Genomic DNA, 16873 nt, shown 5'->3' with positions numbered 1-16873 from the left:
AATCACTAATTAGTTTTTATTCATTGCAGTTAACATACCACCATATACTCCGTTTAAAGAAGATAAGTTAGACGCTAAAGATTGCATTTGTTCTTTTAATTTAGCAGCATTTTCAACAGCTTCTTCATTAATAGTAGCTTGACGAGAAGCACTTTCCATTTGCACTTTATATAAGCTATTTAAAGACTCCATTTGAGATGCAGCTAATGTCATTTCTTGACCATACTTTTTAGTAGCAGCAATAGAATCTACAGTTGGAGAAATTCCTTTTGCAGCTCCTTCAAAGTTTTTAATACTTGTTCCTAAGCTAGCCATTAATTCACCATCAATTTTAGCTTCTTTTAATAAGTTATCTAATTTTTTAGATAATAAACCTTCAGCATCTTTAGGCTCTTCAACTTTACCTTTTTTAGTTGTTGCTTGTCCGCCTGCTAATTCAGGATACACAAGAGACCAATCTAATTCACCACCTTGTTTTTCAAATGCAGATAATGTAAATACAACAGCTTCTACAATCATACCTATTGTTAAGATAAGTGAACCGTAAGGCCAGTGTTGGATTTTAAATAAAGCTCCAATAATTACAATTGCTGCTCCTAATCCGTAGACCATGTTCATTGTTGAAATCTTTTTTTGTGCCATAATTTCTAAGTTTTTAGTTGTTAAGTTTTTTAGTTGTTATTAGTAGTAATTATTATTGTCTTGAGTTAGCTGTAACATCAGTTCCCATGTAATCTTGAACCGTTCTGAAACCAATGTAACTTCTTGCAGAATCAGAATATTCGTAATCTCTTGAACTTACTTGTAAATAGTAAGCAACATCTTTCCAAGAACCACCACGAACAACTTTACGTTTGTTATATGGATCATTAACACTTGGATTAATAGTAGATGCGTACTCATATGAACCTGGATCGTAAGAAGAATCTACCCATTCTGACACGTTACCTGCCATGTTATATAAGTTAAAATCGTTTGGTTCATAAGCATCTGCTTCAACTGTATATAAAGCTTGATCTGCTGCATAATCTCCTCTTAATGGTTTAAAGTTAGCCATAAAACAACCTCTATCGTTTTTAGCATAAGGTCCTCCCCAAGGAAAAGTTGCAGCTTGCAGACCTCCTCTTGCAGCATATTCCCATTGTGCTTCTGACGGTAATCTATAACGACCTACATTGTGTATTTTTCTTGAACGTCTGTAATCATTATGATGTTTTGTTCTCCACTCACAGAATGCTTTAGCTTGTTGCCAAGATACACCTACTACTGGATAATCACTGTATGCATCATGCCAGAAATAATCATTATGCATTGGTTCGTTGTAAGAATAAGCAAAATCTCTAATCCAAGCTGTTGTATCTGGATATATTTCAACTTCTTCTCTAATAACTACATCTTTACGACTTAAATTTTTGTTTTTTGCAGCTTTTGCAATGTCCATGTAAGTGTATTGAAACTTAAACTTTGTCACATCCCAAGTACGTTGTCCATTATAAGACTCCTCTAATGGTAAATACATTGTATCCATTACTTCCACATAGTACTCATCTGGATATTCTGCAGTGTCAAAAAACAAATCTACATCGTAGTTTAATTTTCTACCTTCATAACCAGTTTCGCCAAGTCCACTATAATTATCAATCATATACTTTTCGTAAGCTGAAGCATCTGTTGTATCTGCATCTTTAAATGCAAATTCACCAATACCTCCATCATCTGGAGTCATTCCTACTTCATCAGCTAAGATTGCTAATTTTGTACGAATTGTTGAATCTCTTACCCATTCTACGAATTGACGATACTCACTATTTGTGATTTCTGTCTCATCCATGTAGAACGAAGCTACTGTAACTGTTTTAGCTGGTGCATCTTGTATACCTGCTAAATCATCATCTGCTTTACCCATAATAAAAGCTCCACCAGGAACTAATGTCATACCGAAAGGTTTTTCTGGGTGCCACTTTTTTCCTTTAGCACCTACTAGCTGTCCTTTATCTTTTGATCCACAACTTACTAAAAGTGCGAAAACCGCTGTTAATAATACAAACTTCTTCATATCCATTGAAAACTCGAGGTTAATTTAATACTCTTAATTTTTTTAAGAGCGTAAACATATTTATTTATTTAATGAAAAACAACTTTTTTGGCAAAAAAAAATACATTTCGTCGTAAAAATTTAACGCTTAAACGATACACAATATCGTCGATCTGTTAAGCTATACGATTAGACACTATTTTTTTGATAAGCCTTATACCATCGCTCAGGTATTTTATCATTACAGGCATCTAAATAATCTTGATGCGTGCATGGTAATAACGTATGTTTTTTTAATTTATTATTAACATTTGCTAAAAATGGAATTTCTATCCACCAACGTCCTGTTTTTGTACTCTTATAGAAAATTAATTCATGAGATTCGGCTAAAGTAATGAATTTTTGGTGATTATCATCATTTGAAAAATCATCATCGTTAACACGACAATTAAAACCTTCAATAAAATACCAAATCATCTGTGAAATTAACATTGAAGTAATTTCGTCATCCTGAGACGGTTTATATTCATAAATACCAAATGATGATACTTTATTACTTATTCCTGCATAACGTGCTACTGCACAGATTTCTTTTCCATCTAAACCATTTGGTGACACCTTTTGCTTCTGACTAACTTCTGAGGCTTTGATAGCTCCCAAATCAACAGTAACAATATTTGCATCACGCATTACTGGCTCCACCAAAGTAATATCATTAGATATTTCTCCTAAACGATAAGGTTCAAAATACAAACGCTCCATCAAATCTATCTCTTCTTGACTATTAAAATATGTTTGATAGCCTAAAATAGCGTAGTTAAATAAGTTATATGGTTCGTCTAAAATTATTTTACCTACAAAATTTGAATTTTTAGTAGGTTTAGAAGAATCGCCTAAATCAAAAGATCTATCTACATTTACAACATTAACCATTGGCATTAAACTATCATAGGCACGATAATTAGCATAAGCTAAATCTTGACTTCCACCAATAATAACTGGTGTAATACGATTTTGCACTAATGTATTTATAGTTTCTTTTAAGGCAAAATAAGTATCCTCTACCGTTTCCCCTTTCTGAATATCACCTAAATCGGCAATGGACGCACTCCAACTTCCTGGATATAAAGTGTAAAAAGATTTTCTAATTTCGTTTAAATTAAAATCTTCTCCTATATAATTAACATCATTACGATTTTCAAGAACACCAAAGATGGCTATTTTAACTTTATCCAAATCTGGAAAACCATTCTGTACCGAATGAATTTTAATTTTTTGTCCTAAGCTTAAAGGCGATAATAATTGATTATGCGCTAAAACAGTATCTGAAACTGGAGTAAGAAAATTAAAATTCATTTATATTATTTCTTTTTTGCTGTAGTTTTTTTCTTGGTCGTTGTTTTCTTTTTTGCTGGAGCTTTCTTTTTAGTTGTAGCCTTTTTCTTTGTAGCTTTCTTCTTAGGCGCTTTCTTTTCTATTAAGTCTTTGACCTCATCCAAAGTCAATGCTTTTGCATCCACTGTTTTAGGCAACTCAATCTTAATTTTTCCTTTTAAGATGTTATGTCTTCCCCAACGCGCTTTTTCGACACGTATACCTTCTTCTTCCCAATTATGGACAACTTTATCAATTTCCTTTTGAATTTTAGCATCAACTAATTCTTCAATTTCTTCGGTAGTTAAATTATCCCAATCGTATTTTTTGTTGACATTAATAAACAAACCATTCCATTTAATGAAAGGTCCAAAACGTCCTTTACCTTTTGTAACGCCATGTCCTTTATAATGATACACAGGAGCATCAGCAATTTCTTTTTCTTTAATTAACTCTATAGCATCCTCTATTTCTACATTTAAAGGATCTTGACCAGGAGCTAATGATACATATTTTTTACCATATTTTACATAAGGTCCAAAACGTCCATTATTAACTTCCACTACTTCATCTTCATATTTCCCTAAAGTTCTTGGCAATTTAAACAAATCCATTGCCTCTTCATACGTGATAGTTGTTAACTGTTGGTCAGGACTTAAACTAGCAAAGGTGGGTTTTTCTTCGTCATCTACAGTTCCCATTTGTACCATAGGTCCAAATTTACCTAAACGAACACTTACTTGTTTTCCTGATTTTGGATCTTTACCTAAAATACGTTCTCCAGATTCTCTATCAGCGTTTTCTTTTACATCTTCAACAACAGGATGAAACTTTTTGTAAAAAGTTTTCATCATTTTTTTCCAATCCTCTTTACCTTCGGCAATATCATCAAATTGGTTTTCAACTTTTGCTGTAAAGTTGTAATCTAAAATACTTTCAAAATGATTTACTAAAAAATCAGTTACAATCATTCCTATATCTGTTGGCACTAATTTCCCTTTATCAGATCCAACTTTTTCTGTTAAAGTCTTATCCTTTAACTCACCATCTTGTAACACTAATTGTGTATATTCTCTCTCAACACCTTCAATAGTCCCTTTTTCTACGTAGTTTCTATTTTGAATTGTCGAAATTGTTGGCGCATATGTAGATGGTCTACCAATACCTAACTCTTCTAACTTCTTAACTAAAGACGCTTCAGTATACCTGTAAGGCGCACGCGAATAACGTTCGGTTGCAGTAATAATTTTATTTAACAATGTTTCATTTACCTTCATTGCAGGTAACATGCCTTCTTGCTCTAGATCTTCATCATCTGTACCTTCTAAATACACTTTTAAAAACCCATCAAAAGTAATTACCTCTCCATTTGCTGTAAAGGTTTGTTTATGTGTGTTAGCTTCTATTTTAACGTTGGTACGTTCTAATTGTGCTTCACTCATTTGAGACGCAATAGCACGTTTCCAAATTAAATCATATAATCTTGCTTGATCATAATCTATATCTACTGAATGTCTTGTAAAATCTGTTGGTCTAATCGCTTCGTGAGCCTCTTGAGCCCCTTTAGATTTTCCTTTAAAATTGCGCTCTTTAGCATACTCTTTACCATAGGCAGCAACAATTTCTTTTTCAGCTCCTTTTCTTGCCTCGTCAGATAAATTAACACTATCTGTTCTCATATAAGTAATCAAACCAGCTTCATACAAACGCTGAGCCATAGTCATGGTTTTACTTACTGAAAAGTATAATTTACGTGATGCTTCTTGCTGTAAGGTAGAAGTTGTAAATGGTGCTGCTGGAGATTTTTTTGCTGGTTTTTTAGTTAAATCTGCAACTTTAAAATCGGCATTAGCATTACTTTCTAAAAAGTCAAAAGCTTCTTTTTTAGTTGAAAATGTTTTTGGTAATTTAGCTTTAAATGATTGACCAGCTTCATTTGAAAACTCAGCATCAATCCTATAAGACGCTTCAGGTTTAAAATCTTGTATATCACGTTCGCGCTCAACAATTAACCTCACAGATACAGATTGTACACGACCTGCAGACAAACCTCCCTTTACTTTTCTCCATAACACAGGAGACAACTCATAACCTACTATTCTATCTAATACACGACGTGCTTGTTGTGCATCTACTAAATCATAATCAATTTGTCTTGGATTTTCTACTGCTTTTTGGATTGCAGCTTTTGTAATCTCATGAAAAACGATACGTTTAGTTTTATCTTTTTCAAGTTTTAAAGACTCGGCAAGGTGCCAAGCAATAGCTTCTCCTTCACGATCCTCATCACTTGCTAGCCAAACCATTTCGGCTTTTTTAGCAAGATCTTTTAATTTTTTTACAAGTGACTTCTTGTCCGAGGACACTTCGTATTTTGGATCAAAATCTCCTTCTACATCTACTCCCAACTCCTTAGAAGGTAAGTCTGCAATATGCCCAAAACTGGATTCGACTTTAAAGTCTTTTCCTAAAAATTTTTCAATTGTTTTTGCTTTTGCAGGTGACTCTACTATTACTAAATTCTTCGCCATTCTTCGATTTTTATGAGCACAAAGGTATATCAAAAAAAATTTATCTTCCTAATTTTATAACTTTTAGGTTAAATTTAAGGTCTGTCAGATTGTCATAATTTTAAAATAATCCTATCTTTGCGTACTCATTAGAGGTTAGTGATTTCAACACATTTATGGAAAAGACAATAGACGAAAACAAACAAGGCGAAACATTAGTTATCCCTCAAAAAAAAGAAAACACCAAAAAACTTTTTATTGAAAGTTATGGTTGTTCTATGAATTTTAGTGATAGTGAGATTGTTGCCTCAATATTACAAAACGAAGGTTTTAATACCACACAAAGTCTTGAAGAAGCAGATTTAGTATTGGTAAACACCTGCTCTATTCGTGATAAGGCTGAACAAACTGTTAGAAAACGTTTAGAGAAATACAATGCTGTAAAACGTACCAATCCAAAAATGAAAGTTGGTGTTTTGGGTTGCATGGCTGAACGTTTAAAAAGCAAATTTTTAGAAGAAGAAAAAATAGTAGACCTTGTAGTAGGTCCAGATGCCTATAAAGATTTACCAAATTTAATTGCTGAAGTAGACGAAGGTCGCGATGCAATTAACGTTATATTATCTAAAGAAGAAACTTATGGAGACATTGCTCCTGTTAGACTAAACACTAACGGAGTTACCGCTTTTGTATCTATAACTAGAGGTTGTGACAATATGTGTACCTTTTGTGTTGTTCCTTTTACAAGAGGTAGAGAGCGTAGTCGTGATCCACAAAGTATTATTGAAGAAGTTAATGACCTATGGAATAAAGGTTACAAAGAAATCACCTTACTAGGACAAAATGTAGATAGCTACCTTTGGTATGGTGGTGGCTTAAAAAAAGATTTTGAAAAAGCTTCAGATTTTGAAAAAGCTACAGCAACTGACTTTGCCAAACTTTTAGAGTTATGCGCTAAAGCACAACCTAAAATGCGTATTAGATTTAGCACATCAAACCCTCAAGACATGCATCTAGAGGTTATAAAAACCATGGCTAAATTTGACAACATCTGTAACCATATACACTTACCTGTACAAAGCGGAAGTGATAGAGTACTTAAAGCTATGAATCGTTTACATACTCGTGAAGAGTATTTTACTTTAATAGATAATATTAAAACAATAATTCCTGGTTGTGCAATAAGTCAGGATATGATTGCTGGTTTTCCAACTGAAACTGAGCAAGACCATCAAGATACATTAAGCTTAATGGAATATGTAAAATATAATTTTGGTTATATGTTTACCTACTCTGAAAGACCTGGTACTTTAGCTGAACGTAAATTTGAAGATGACATACCAGAATCAACTAAAAGCAGACGTTTAAGCGAAATTATAGCACTTCAATTAAAACATAGTGAATTTAGAACTAGACAATTTTTAAATACAACTGTGGAAGTTTTAGTAGAAAAACAATCAAAAAAATCTGATCAACAATGGTCTGGTCGTACACAACATAATATAGTAGCCGTATTCCCTAAAGGTGATTTTAAAATTGGAGATTTTGTAAATGTAAAGATAACAGACTGTACAAAAGCTACGTTAATAGGTGAGGCAGTAGGACTATCTAAAAACAACTAATCAGATTATGAAAAAAACATTACTAATATTGCTAACCGTTACATTGATTACATCTTGTAACAATGAAACTCTGGAAGGTTTTGAACTAGCAGACAATACCACAAGTAATAACGTACAACTAACTAATTATACATTTGACGTAGATACAGAAATTATTTTTTTTGGACCTGTAAATATCAATACTGATTTTAGCTTTAACACTAACAATAAAGTATCTACCTTAGATGTAGAAACTATCTTTTCAAATGTTCCGTTTTATACCTCAGGAATTATTAACAGAGATAGTAGTGGTAAAATTTTAAATGCACAAAGTTTTGAAGGTGATACACCAATTAGCCAAACTAGCATAACATACTCAACAGGTAGCAACATCTCTCAAATTAATTTTAATGATTTAACAGACGATACTGAGGACTACACTTATAATTTTACAATATCAGGTAATTCTATAACTAAAACTCAAGACGGAAATCCAGTAACTACAGTTTATACTACAGATAATTTAGGAAGACTAATCACAAAAGAGTCTTTTGAAGATGGTGAAAGTATTCAAATAGAAAACCTAGTATATGACACAAATGGTAATTGTATTTCTGTAATCACATCAGGTGAGCTTAATAACAATACAATCTATGGTTACGATACTTTTACCAACCCTTTAAAAGATGGTTTTAGTGATCAATATTGGTTAACAATTTTAGATGATGATTATGAAGCTGAAGCTGGACCTGCTATTGTACAATTTCACAGTACAAACAATTGGATAAATGTTTCTTCAGAAGCAACAACAGTTAATTTTACTATGACTTATGATACAGAAAACCGTATATTAAGCAGAAGCGGAACTTTTACCAACGAAGGTATAGAAGCCACTCATAACGAAAACTTTAATTACGTTAACTAACATGGAATCAATACAATCTATAAAACAACGTTTTGGTATTATAGGAAATAGTCATGCTTTAAATCGTGCTATCGAAAAAGCAATGCAAGTCTCTCCTACTGATATATCTGTATTGGTAACAGGAGAAAGTGGTGTTGGTAAAGAGAGTATTCCAAAAATAATCCATCAACTTTCTCATCGCAAACATGGTAAATACATTGCTGTTAACTGTGGTGCAATACCAGAAGGAACTATAGATAGCGAACTTTTTGGTCACGAAAAAGGAGCCTTTACTGGTGCAACTGCTACCAGAAGTGGTTATTTTGAAGTTGCAGATGGTGGAACCATTTTTTTAGATGAAGTTGGAGAACTTCCACTAACCACACAAGTACGCTTATTACGTGTTTTAGAAAATGGCGAATTTATAAAGGTTGGATCCAGTAAAGTTCAAAAAACAAACGTACGTATAGTAGCAGCAACAAACGTTAATATGTTTGAAGCTATTAAAAAAGAAAAATTTAGAGAAGATCTTTACTATCGTTTAAGCACAGTAGATATAAACCTTCCTCCTTTAAGAGAGCGTCAAGAGGATATTCATATTCTATTCAGAAAATTTGCTAGTGACTTTGCATTAAAGTACAAAATGCCAACCATAAAATTGACTGATGATGCTATACAGTTATTATTAAAATATCGCTGGAGCGGAAATATAAGACAGCTACGTAACGTTGCAGAGCAAGTGTCTGTTTTAGAACAAAACAGAACCATAAACGCTACTACTCTACATGGCTATTTACCAAGCGGAAGCAACCTTCCAGCTGTTATAAATTCGACTAAATCCGAAAGTGATTTTAGTAGCGAGCGCGAAATATTGTACAAAGTCTTATTTGACATGAAAGCTGATTTAAATGATTTAAAAAAGCTAACCATGGAATTAATGAAAAGCGGTAACGCTAATGACGTTAAAAAAAATAACGAAACATTAATTCAGAAAATATATGGCGAAAATGAAAGCGACACCGAGTTTGAAGAGCACATAGAAGATATGGAAGTATTATCCATACCTCAAAATGCAAATAACACCTCTGCAATAACAGATAATGCTGAAGACAAATACCATTTTGCTGAAGAAATTGAAGAAGAAGAAACGCTATCCTTGCACGATAAAGAATTAGAACTAATCAAAAAATCTTTAGAACGTCATAACGGAAAAAGAAAATTAGCAGCAGAAGAATTAGGGATTAGTGAACGTACCCTTTACAGAAAAATTAAACAATTTGATTTGTAATACAACGTTGTTATTTTAAACAAAACATAAATGAAATACATTAAAAACATATTATTCCTTTGTATTACTATAACAATATTAAGTTGTGGTGCATACTCTTTTACAGGTGCTGATACAGGGTCTGCAACAAGCTATCAAGTTAACTACTTTCAAAATACCGCAACATTAATAGATCCAGGTTTAGATTTAGACTTTACTAGAGCCTTACAAGATTTAATACAAAATCAAACCAGTTTAGACCTTGTTAACTCAAATGGAGATTTAGTCTATGAAGGAGAAATTACACAATACCGTATATCACCAACTACTGCAACAGCAAATAGTACAGCAGCACAAAACAGACTAACCATTGGTGTAAAAGTTAGATTTTACAATAAAAAAGAACCAGAAAAAGACTTTGAAAAATCATTCTCTTTTTTCTATGATTATACAGGTACTGAATTATTATCAGGAACCACAAAAACTGTGGCTTACGAGGAGATTTTTGAGCGTTTAACACAAGACATATTTAATGCCTCATTAGCAAACTGGTAACCAATGACAAGCCTAGAATTAACAAATATACTCCAACAACCTCAGCTTGTAACAGCAAATCAAACTAACAATCTAGAAACTATTCTAGAGGAGTTTCCGTATTTTCAATCAGCAAGAGCGCTATTTCTTAAAGGTTTAAAAAACAAAGACAGTTTTAAATACAATCAGGCATTAAAAGTAACAGCAGCATATACAACAGATAGAAGTATATTGTTTGATTTTATAACTTCAGAAGTCTTTAATCAAAACGAAATTTCAGAATACATAAAACAAAACTCAGCCTACATAAATAGTTTAGATGTTTTTGCAGAAGACATGACTGATAACACAAATCAATCAGTAAAAGATGCATTAAATATTCAAATCGAAACTACTAAACAAACTTTAAACCCAGATTTATTTCAACCCAAATCTGAAGTTAAAACAGAAAAAAAACCTGTAGTTGAGCAATCCAAAACGGATACTATAGATTCAGAAAAAGTTGAAGCAGAAACCATATTAAAAATAGGAAAACCATTAGAATTTGATAGAAATGAAACGCACAGTTTTAATGAGTGGTTAAGTTTATCAAAACTAAAACCTATTCAAAGGGAAACTTCAACACCAATTGAGGATACCACAAGTAAAGAACGTGCTAAAAAATTTGAATTAATAGATAAATTTATAATCGAAAACCCAAAACTTGAAGCTAAAAAAACAAAAGTATCCTCACACAATATAGCTAAAGCACAGATGATACAGCCTGAGGTTTTAATGACAGAAACTTTAGCTCGTATTTATGTAGAACAAAAAAACTATAAAAAAGCAATTCAATCTTATAAAATATTAAGTTTGAAATATCCAGAAAAAAGTGGTTTCTTTGCAGACCAAATTAAAGCAATACAAAAATTACAAGACTAAATACTATAATATAATGAGCACATTTGCAATCTTTTTATTCTTAATCGTAGTAGTAGCATTTTTACTAATAGTAGTAATTATGGTACAAAATCCTAAAGGTGGTGGATTATCATCTTCTTTCGGAGGTGGTGGAACACAGCAATTAGGTGGTGTTAAAAAAACAACAGACTTTTTAGATAAAAGTACTTGGACTTTAGCAACAATCTTACTTGTATTAATTTTAGCATCAAGTTTAGGAATTGACAAAAATGGTGTAGCTAACGAATCAAAAATTTTAGAAAGTGATTCAATCGAGTTACCAACACCTACTGCTCCTGCTCCAATAACAGATGAGGCAACTAAAGTAATAGAGCCTACAACTGGAGAATAATTCTAAATAATAAAAAATTAAAAAAAATGCCAACTTTTACAGTTGGCATTTTTTATTTCTGAAAGTTTGTCAGTCCATATCTGTTGGCACATTTTTAGCTTATAATAATTCAAATTTTTAAATTAATTAAACCTATATATTATGAGTAAATTAAACATTAAACCACTTGCAGATCGTGTGCTAGTAGAAGCACTTCCTGCCGAAACACAAACAGCTTCTGGTTTATACATACCAGATACAGCTCAAGAAAAGCAACACAAAGGAACTATTGTTGCTGTTGGAAACGGAAAAAAAGACGAACCATTGACCGTTAAAATTGGAGACAAAGTACTTTACGGACAATATTCTGGTTCTGAGATTAAGCTAGATGGTAAAGCTTACTTAATGATGCGCGAAGATGACATCATGGCTATAATCTAAATAACTATTAGTTTAACTACAATTAATACAAACAAAATTTAGTTAAGCCTAGTGCTTAAACTATAACAAAATTCAAAAAAATGGCAAAAGATATAAAATTTGATATTGAAGCACGTGACGGATTAAAACGTGGTGTTGATGCATTAGCTAATGCAGTAAAAGTAACTTTAGGACCAAAAGGTAGAAACGTTATTATTGGACGCTCATTTGGTGCTCCTGTAGTTACAAAAGATGGTGTTAGCGTTGCAAAAGAAATAGAATTAGAAGATGCTCTTGAAAATATGGGAGCTCAAATGGTAAAAGAAGTTGCTTCTAAAACCAATGATTTAGCTGGTGACGGTACAACAACTGCAACCGTTTTAGCTCAAGCAATTGTAAAAGAAGGTTTACGTAATGTTGCTGCAGGTGCAAATCCAATGGATTTAAAACGTGGTATTGATAAAGCAGTAGAAGCTATTGTAACAGATTTAGGTAAGCAATCTAAAGAAGTTGGTGATTCTTCTGAAAAAATCAAACAAGTTGCGTCTATTTCTGCAAATAACGATGGTGTAATCGGAGACCTTATTGCTAAAGCTTTTGGTAAAGTTGGCAAAGAAGGTGTTATTACTGTTGAAGAAGCAAAAGGAACCGAAACTTATGTTGATATTGTTGAAGGTATGCAGTTTGACAGAGGATATTTATCTCCTTATTTTGTAACTAACAGTGACAAAATGATTACTGATTTAGAAAATCCTTACATCTTATTGTACGACAAAAAAGTATCTACAATGAAAGATTTATTACCTGTTTTAGAGCCAGTTGCACAATCAGGGAAACCATTACTAATTATTGCTGAAGATGTTGATGGTGAAGCTTTAGCAACATTAGTAGTTAACAAACTACGTGGATCTTTAAAAATTGCTGCTGTAAAAGCACCAGGTTTTGGTGATCGTAGAAAAGCTATGTTAGAAGACATCGCTATTTTAACTGGTGGTACTGTTGTCTCTGAAGAAAGAGGTTTTACTTTAGAAAACACAACTTTAGAAATGTTAGGAACAGCTGAGCGTGTTACTATTGATAAAGACAATACAACTGTAGTTAATGGAGCTGGTGATAAAAGTTTAATTCAAAACAGAGTTAACCAAATTAAAGCGCAAATTGAAACCACTACAAGTGACTATGATAAAGAAAAACTTCAAGAACGTCTTGCTAAATTAGCAGGTGGTGTTGCTGTACTTTATGTTGGTGCTGCTAGTGAAGTTGAAATGAAAGAAAAGAAAGATCGTGTAGACGATGCTTTACATGCTACACGTGCTGCAGTTGAAGAAGGTATTGTTGCTGGAGGTGGTGTTGCTTTAGTTAGAGCTAAATCTGTACTTGATAAAATAACAACAGAAAACTTAGACGAAACAACAGGAATACAAATTGTTGCTCGTGCTATTGAAGCACCTTTACGTACTATTGTATCTAATGCAGGAGGCGAAGGAAGTGTTGTAGTATCAAAAGTAATGGAAGGTAAAAAAGACTTTGGTTACGATGCTAAAACAGAAAACTATGTAGACATGCTTAAAGCAGGAATTATTGATCCTAAAAAAGTAACTAGAATAGCATTAGAAAATGCTGCTTCAGTTGCAGGAATGATCTTAACTACTGAGTGTGCATTAATAGACATTAAAGAAGATGCACCAGCTGGAGGCGGAATGCCAATGGGTGGAGGTATGCCAGGAATGATGTAATACACTATCACTCTTAATATAATAAGAAAGCCTCAACACATGTTGAGGCTTTCTTATTATATATATTATTTAGAACAGCAAATTAAGTCAACCTATTATAATAAAATGCAGGTAATAGTAATAGTAATAGGATCGGCTGAATTAAAAAACGTCTGATGTTAAAAAACAAATAATAGTTTTCTTGTTTTGGATTTAAAACAAAAAACATAAATAAAGCTATTAAAATAACAAAAGAAAAAACATAGACTAAACTTGCAAACTTAATCACACTTTTATCTTTAAAAAAAAGATATAAAATTGCTATTGACAACATAGTATTTATCACAAATCTAAGTGTTGTGTTGGCTACTAATTTAAGGACTTCTTGGCGTGGAGAATCCAGGTACAAATAATCGTTTTGAAAGAACAACAAATAGGGATCATAAAACAAATCGTTTTCAAACCATCTAACCAATGCCAACAAAAAAAACAAAGCAGTAATACCTATGTACTTTAAATATTTTTTCATTTTATTGATTAATCTTTGAAAAACGATTCACCCAAAACATCCATAACAAAAATACCATTCCGTAGATTATTGCAGGAAAAACAACACTATGCAATATGGCTTCCCTCCAAGGATAATGATACAACCCAATAGATAAGACAACAATCCTGATAAGATTTACAACATACAGCAATACACTTCCGCTTAAAGCGAAAATAATAGTCGTTTTTATTTTGCCAGAAAAAGCAACAATAAAAGATACAAACAAAATAATAATGCTTGCTGCATTACACCCTTCAATAACTCTTGCCAAGTATTTTCCTTCTACTATCACCTTTATGGATGGCTCATTTGGATGTGGCACGACGTTTGTCTCATACCCAAAGGTTTTTAGTAAGTTTTCAGATTGTTTAGCGACTAGGTTTGTAATAAAATCCGGATAATATTGTCCAGACTTAGACGCATCTAGATAAAAGCTATACACCAAAGACAAAACACCATATACTATTAAAAAAGTAAGTATAAATTTTATAACAGATTTATATTTTATTATTAACGTTTTCAATAAAAAAGAATAAACTTTAAGTTTTTTTAAGGGTTGAAATTACACCTTTTTAAATACTTTTACCAAAATTTTCAAACAAATGACTTTCGAAACTTTAAAACCTCAAGTTGAAACTATAGTTTCTAATTCTAATTTATCTCATGATGATAAATTGTTACAAATATGTCAACTATTAGAAACTAACATTTCTTATTATAATTGGGTTGGTTTTTACTTCAAAAACGGAGATAAAAACGAGCTTAAATTAGGGCCTTATGTTGGTGAGCCAACAGACCACACTATTATTCCTTTTGGAAAAGGTATCTGCGGACAAGTTGCTGTTAGTAACGAAAATTTTGTGGTACCAGATGTTTCTGCTCAAGATAATTACATTGCTTGTAGCATTACTGTTAAGGCAGAAATTGTAATCCCTATTTTTGTAAACGGAGAAAACATTGGTCAAATAGACATAGACTCTAACACTCCTGATCCTTTTACAGAAGCTGACGAGCGCTTTTTAGAATTTGTTTGCAGTAAGGTTTCAGAATTACTATAGATGTTAATAACTACTTGTTTTAGTTGAAAAAGGACTTAAGTTTTTCAACTAAAACAATTTAGTTTTACTTAAATTTGCTTGCTTATTAACACAACTATAATGAGCAACAAAACAATTAAATCTGCATTAATTTCAGTTTTTAGCAAAGATGGATTAGAACCAATTGTTAAAGAACTAAACAAACAAGGTGTTACCATTTACTCTACTGGTGGAACCGAAACTTTTATAAAAAACCTTGGTATTGATGTCGTTCCTGTAGAGGACGTGACGTCTTATCCTTCTATTTTAGGTGGTCGTGTAAAAACGTTACACCCAAAAGTTTTTGGAGGTATTTTAAACCGTCAGAATCATGATGGTGATGTTAAAGAAATGAAAGACTTTGACATACCACAAATAGATGTCGTGATTGTAGATTTATATCCTTTTGAAAAAACAGTAGCTTCTGGAGCTTCTAATCAAGATATTATCGAAAAAATTGATATTGGAGGTATCTCTTTAATACGTGCTGCTGCTAAAAATTATGCAGACGTCATTTGTGTCTCTTCAGTTGATGATTATGCCGAATTTTTAGAACTAATTACAGATAAAAAAGGAGACTTATCTGAAGCTGATCGTAAACGTTTTGCTGCTAAAGCTTTTAATGTATCATCACATTACGACTCTGCTATCTTTAACTATTTTAATACTACAGAAAACTTAGCATCTTTTAAATTAAGCGAAACTAAAGGTCAAGTTTTACGTTATGGTGAAAACCCACATCAAAAAGGATTTTTCTTTGGAAATTTTGACGAATTATTTACAAAATTACATGGTAAAGAATTAAGCTACAACAACCTTTTAGATGTTGATGCTGCAGTAAATTTAATTCAAGAATTTAAAGGTGAAAATCCAACTTTTGCTATTTTGAAGCATAACAATGCTTGTGGATTTGCACAGCGTGATACAGTCCAACAAGCCTATACTGATGCATTAGCTGGTGACCCTGTTTCTGCATTTGGTGGTGTTTTAATTAGTAATACTGAAATTGACGAGGCTACTGCCAATGCTATTCATACCTTATTTTGCGAAGTAGTAATCGCTCCTTCTTTTTCATCAGAAGCTGAAACTATTTTAAAAGGTAAGAAAAACAGAATACTATTAGTTTTAAATGATATTGATTTCCCACAAACATCTGTTAGAACTTGTTTAAACGGAGTATTGGTACAAGACAAAGACAATAAAACAGATGTTATTGAAGATTTTAAATACGCAACTAATACTAAACCTAATACGTCTGAAATTGAAGATTTAATTTTTGCTTCTAAAATTTGCAAGCACACTAAATCAAACACTATTGTTTTAGTAAAAAACAAACAGTTATGTGCTAGCGGAACTGGACAAACCAGTCGTGTGGATGCTTTAAATCAAGCAATACACAAAGCACAATCTTTTAAATTTGATTTAAAAGGTAGTGTTATGGCAAGTGATGCGTTTTTTCCATTTCCTGATTGTGTAGAAATTGCAGGTAATGTTGGTATATCTAGTGTGATCCAACCTGGAGGCTCTATTAAAGACCAATTAAGCATTGATTACTGCAACGATAATGACATATCAATGGTTATGACTGGTACACGTCATTTTAAACACTAAACGGTT

16 protein-coding genes are annotated in these 16873 nt (G+C 32.4%); 10 read left to right on the top strand and 6 right to left on the bottom strand.

Annotated elements, in window-relative coordinates:
* Positions 1-9: 9 nt before the first annotated feature.
* The 4 genes from porL to topA all read right to left on the bottom strand — a co-directional run bounded on the left by porL (position 10) and on the right by topA (position 5940).
* A complete protein-coding gene (gene porL / locus JAO71_RS05355; RefSeq protein ID WP_028289572.1) occupies positions 10-642 on the bottom strand; it encodes a type IX secretion system motor protein PorL/GldL in 633 nt (210 codons plus the stop codon).
* A 52-nt stretch (positions 643-694) separates the two neighbouring features.
* The gene (gene porK, locus JAO71_RS05350) at positions 695-2056 is read right to left on the bottom strand and encodes a T9SS ring complex lipoprotein PorK/GldK (protein WP_202999422.1); all 1362 of its coding nucleotides are present in this window, start codon (positions 2054-2056) and stop codon (positions 695-697) included.
* Between the two features lie 168 nt (positions 2057-2224).
* Positions 2225-3391, bottom strand: coding sequence for a formimidoylglutamase (locus tag JAO71_RS05345; protein WP_054851880.1), 1167 nt, complete (start codon positions 3389-3391; stop codon positions 2225-2227).
* A 5-nt stretch (positions 3392-3396) separates the two neighbouring features.
* Positions 3397-5940, bottom strand: a complete 2544-nt coding sequence (topA, locus tag JAO71_RS05340) for a type I DNA topoisomerase (protein WP_054851881.1) — start codon at positions 5938-5940, stop codon at positions 3397-3399.
* 155 nt (positions 5941-6095) lie between these two features.
* On the opposite strand from topA, the gene miaB reads away from it, so the two are divergent.
* The 8 genes from miaB (at position 6096) to groL (ending at position 13651) form a co-directional block, all read left to right on the top strand.
* A complete protein-coding gene (miaB, locus tag JAO71_RS05335; RefSeq protein WP_054851882.1) occupies positions 6096-7541 on the top strand; it encodes a tRNA (N6-isopentenyl adenosine(37)-C2)-methylthiotransferase MiaB in 1446 nt (481 codons plus the stop codon).
* 7 nt (positions 7542-7548) lie between these two features.
* Positions 7549-8445, top strand: coding sequence for a hypothetical protein (locus JAO71_RS05330; RefSeq protein WP_202999414.1), 897 nt, complete (start codon positions 7549-7551; stop codon positions 8443-8445).
* A 1-nt stretch (position 8446) separates the two neighbouring features.
* Positions 8447-9712 (top strand): sigma-54 interaction domain-containing protein, encoded by a 1266-nt coding sequence (locus tag JAO71_RS05325; RefSeq protein WP_202999412.1) that lies wholly within the window; start codon positions 8447-8449, stop codon positions 9710-9712.
* A gap of 30 nt (positions 9713-9742) precedes the next feature.
* Positions 9743-10246: an LptE family protein gene (locus JAO71_RS05320; RefSeq protein WP_202999410.1), complete on the top strand. Its 504-nt coding sequence runs from the start codon at positions 9743-9745 to the stop codon at positions 10244-10246.
* A gap of 3 nt (positions 10247-10249) precedes the next feature.
* Complete coding sequence (locus JAO71_RS05315; RefSeq protein ID WP_028289564.1) at positions 10250-11146, top strand: hypothetical protein; 897 nt, start codon at positions 10250-10252, stop codon at positions 11144-11146.
* Between the two features lie 13 nt (positions 11147-11159).
* Positions 11160-11516, top strand: a complete 357-nt coding sequence (gene secG / locus JAO71_RS05310) for a preprotein translocase subunit SecG (RefSeq protein ID WP_202999408.1) — start codon at positions 11160-11162, stop codon at positions 11514-11516.
* Between the two features lie 141 nt (positions 11517-11657).
* The gene (locus JAO71_RS05305; RefSeq protein WP_028289562.1) at positions 11658-11936 is read left to right on the top strand and encodes a co-chaperone GroES; all 279 of its coding nucleotides are present in this window, start codon (positions 11658-11660) and stop codon (positions 11934-11936) included.
* Positions 11937-12016: 80 nt separating this feature from the next.
* The gene (gene groL / locus JAO71_RS05300) at positions 12017-13651 is read left to right on the top strand and encodes a chaperonin GroEL (RefSeq protein WP_116824145.1); all 1635 of its coding nucleotides are present in this window, start codon (positions 12017-12019) and stop codon (positions 13649-13651) included.
* 82 nt (positions 13652-13733) lie between these two features.
* Here groL and JAO71_RS05295 read toward each other — a convergent pair whose 3' ends face one another.
* Both JAO71_RS05295 and xrtF read right to left on the bottom strand, forming a co-directional pair.
* The gene (locus tag JAO71_RS05295) at positions 13734-14159 is read right to left on the bottom strand and encodes an exosortase F system-associated membrane protein (RefSeq protein ID WP_116824144.1); all 426 of its coding nucleotides are present in this window, start codon (positions 14157-14159) and stop codon (positions 13734-13736) included.
* A 1-nt stretch (position 14160) separates the two neighbouring features.
* Positions 14161-14703 (bottom strand): exosortase family protein XrtF, encoded by a 543-nt coding sequence (xrtF, locus tag JAO71_RS05290; RefSeq protein ID WP_202999406.1) that lies wholly within the window; start codon positions 14701-14703, stop codon positions 14161-14163.
* A 79-nt stretch (positions 14704-14782) separates the two neighbouring features.
* Here xrtF and JAO71_RS05285 point away from each other — a divergent pair, with 79 nt between their 5' ends.
* Together JAO71_RS05285 and purH are read left to right on the top strand one after the other, a co-directional pair.
* Positions 14783-15238 (top strand): GAF domain-containing protein, encoded by a 456-nt coding sequence (locus JAO71_RS05285; protein WP_116824142.1) that lies wholly within the window; start codon positions 14783-14785, stop codon positions 15236-15238.
* Positions 15239-15337: 99 nt separating this feature from the next.
* Positions 15338-16867: a bifunctional phosphoribosylaminoimidazolecarboxamide formyltransferase/IMP cyclohydrolase gene (purH, locus tag JAO71_RS05280; RefSeq protein ID WP_202999404.1), complete on the top strand. Its 1530-nt coding sequence runs from the start codon at positions 15338-15340 to the stop codon at positions 16865-16867.
* Positions 16868-16873 lie beyond the last annotated feature (6 nt).

Origin of the sequence: Olleya sediminilitoris, from assembly GCF_016785945.1 — a bacterium.
In the GTDB taxonomy this organism is placed as follows: domain Bacteria; phylum Bacteroidota; class Bacteroidia; order Flavobacteriales; family Flavobacteriaceae; genus Olleya; species Olleya sediminilitoris.
Note: the sequence above shows the minus strand (reverse complement) of the source record. Positions and strands in the feature narration are given on the sequence as shown.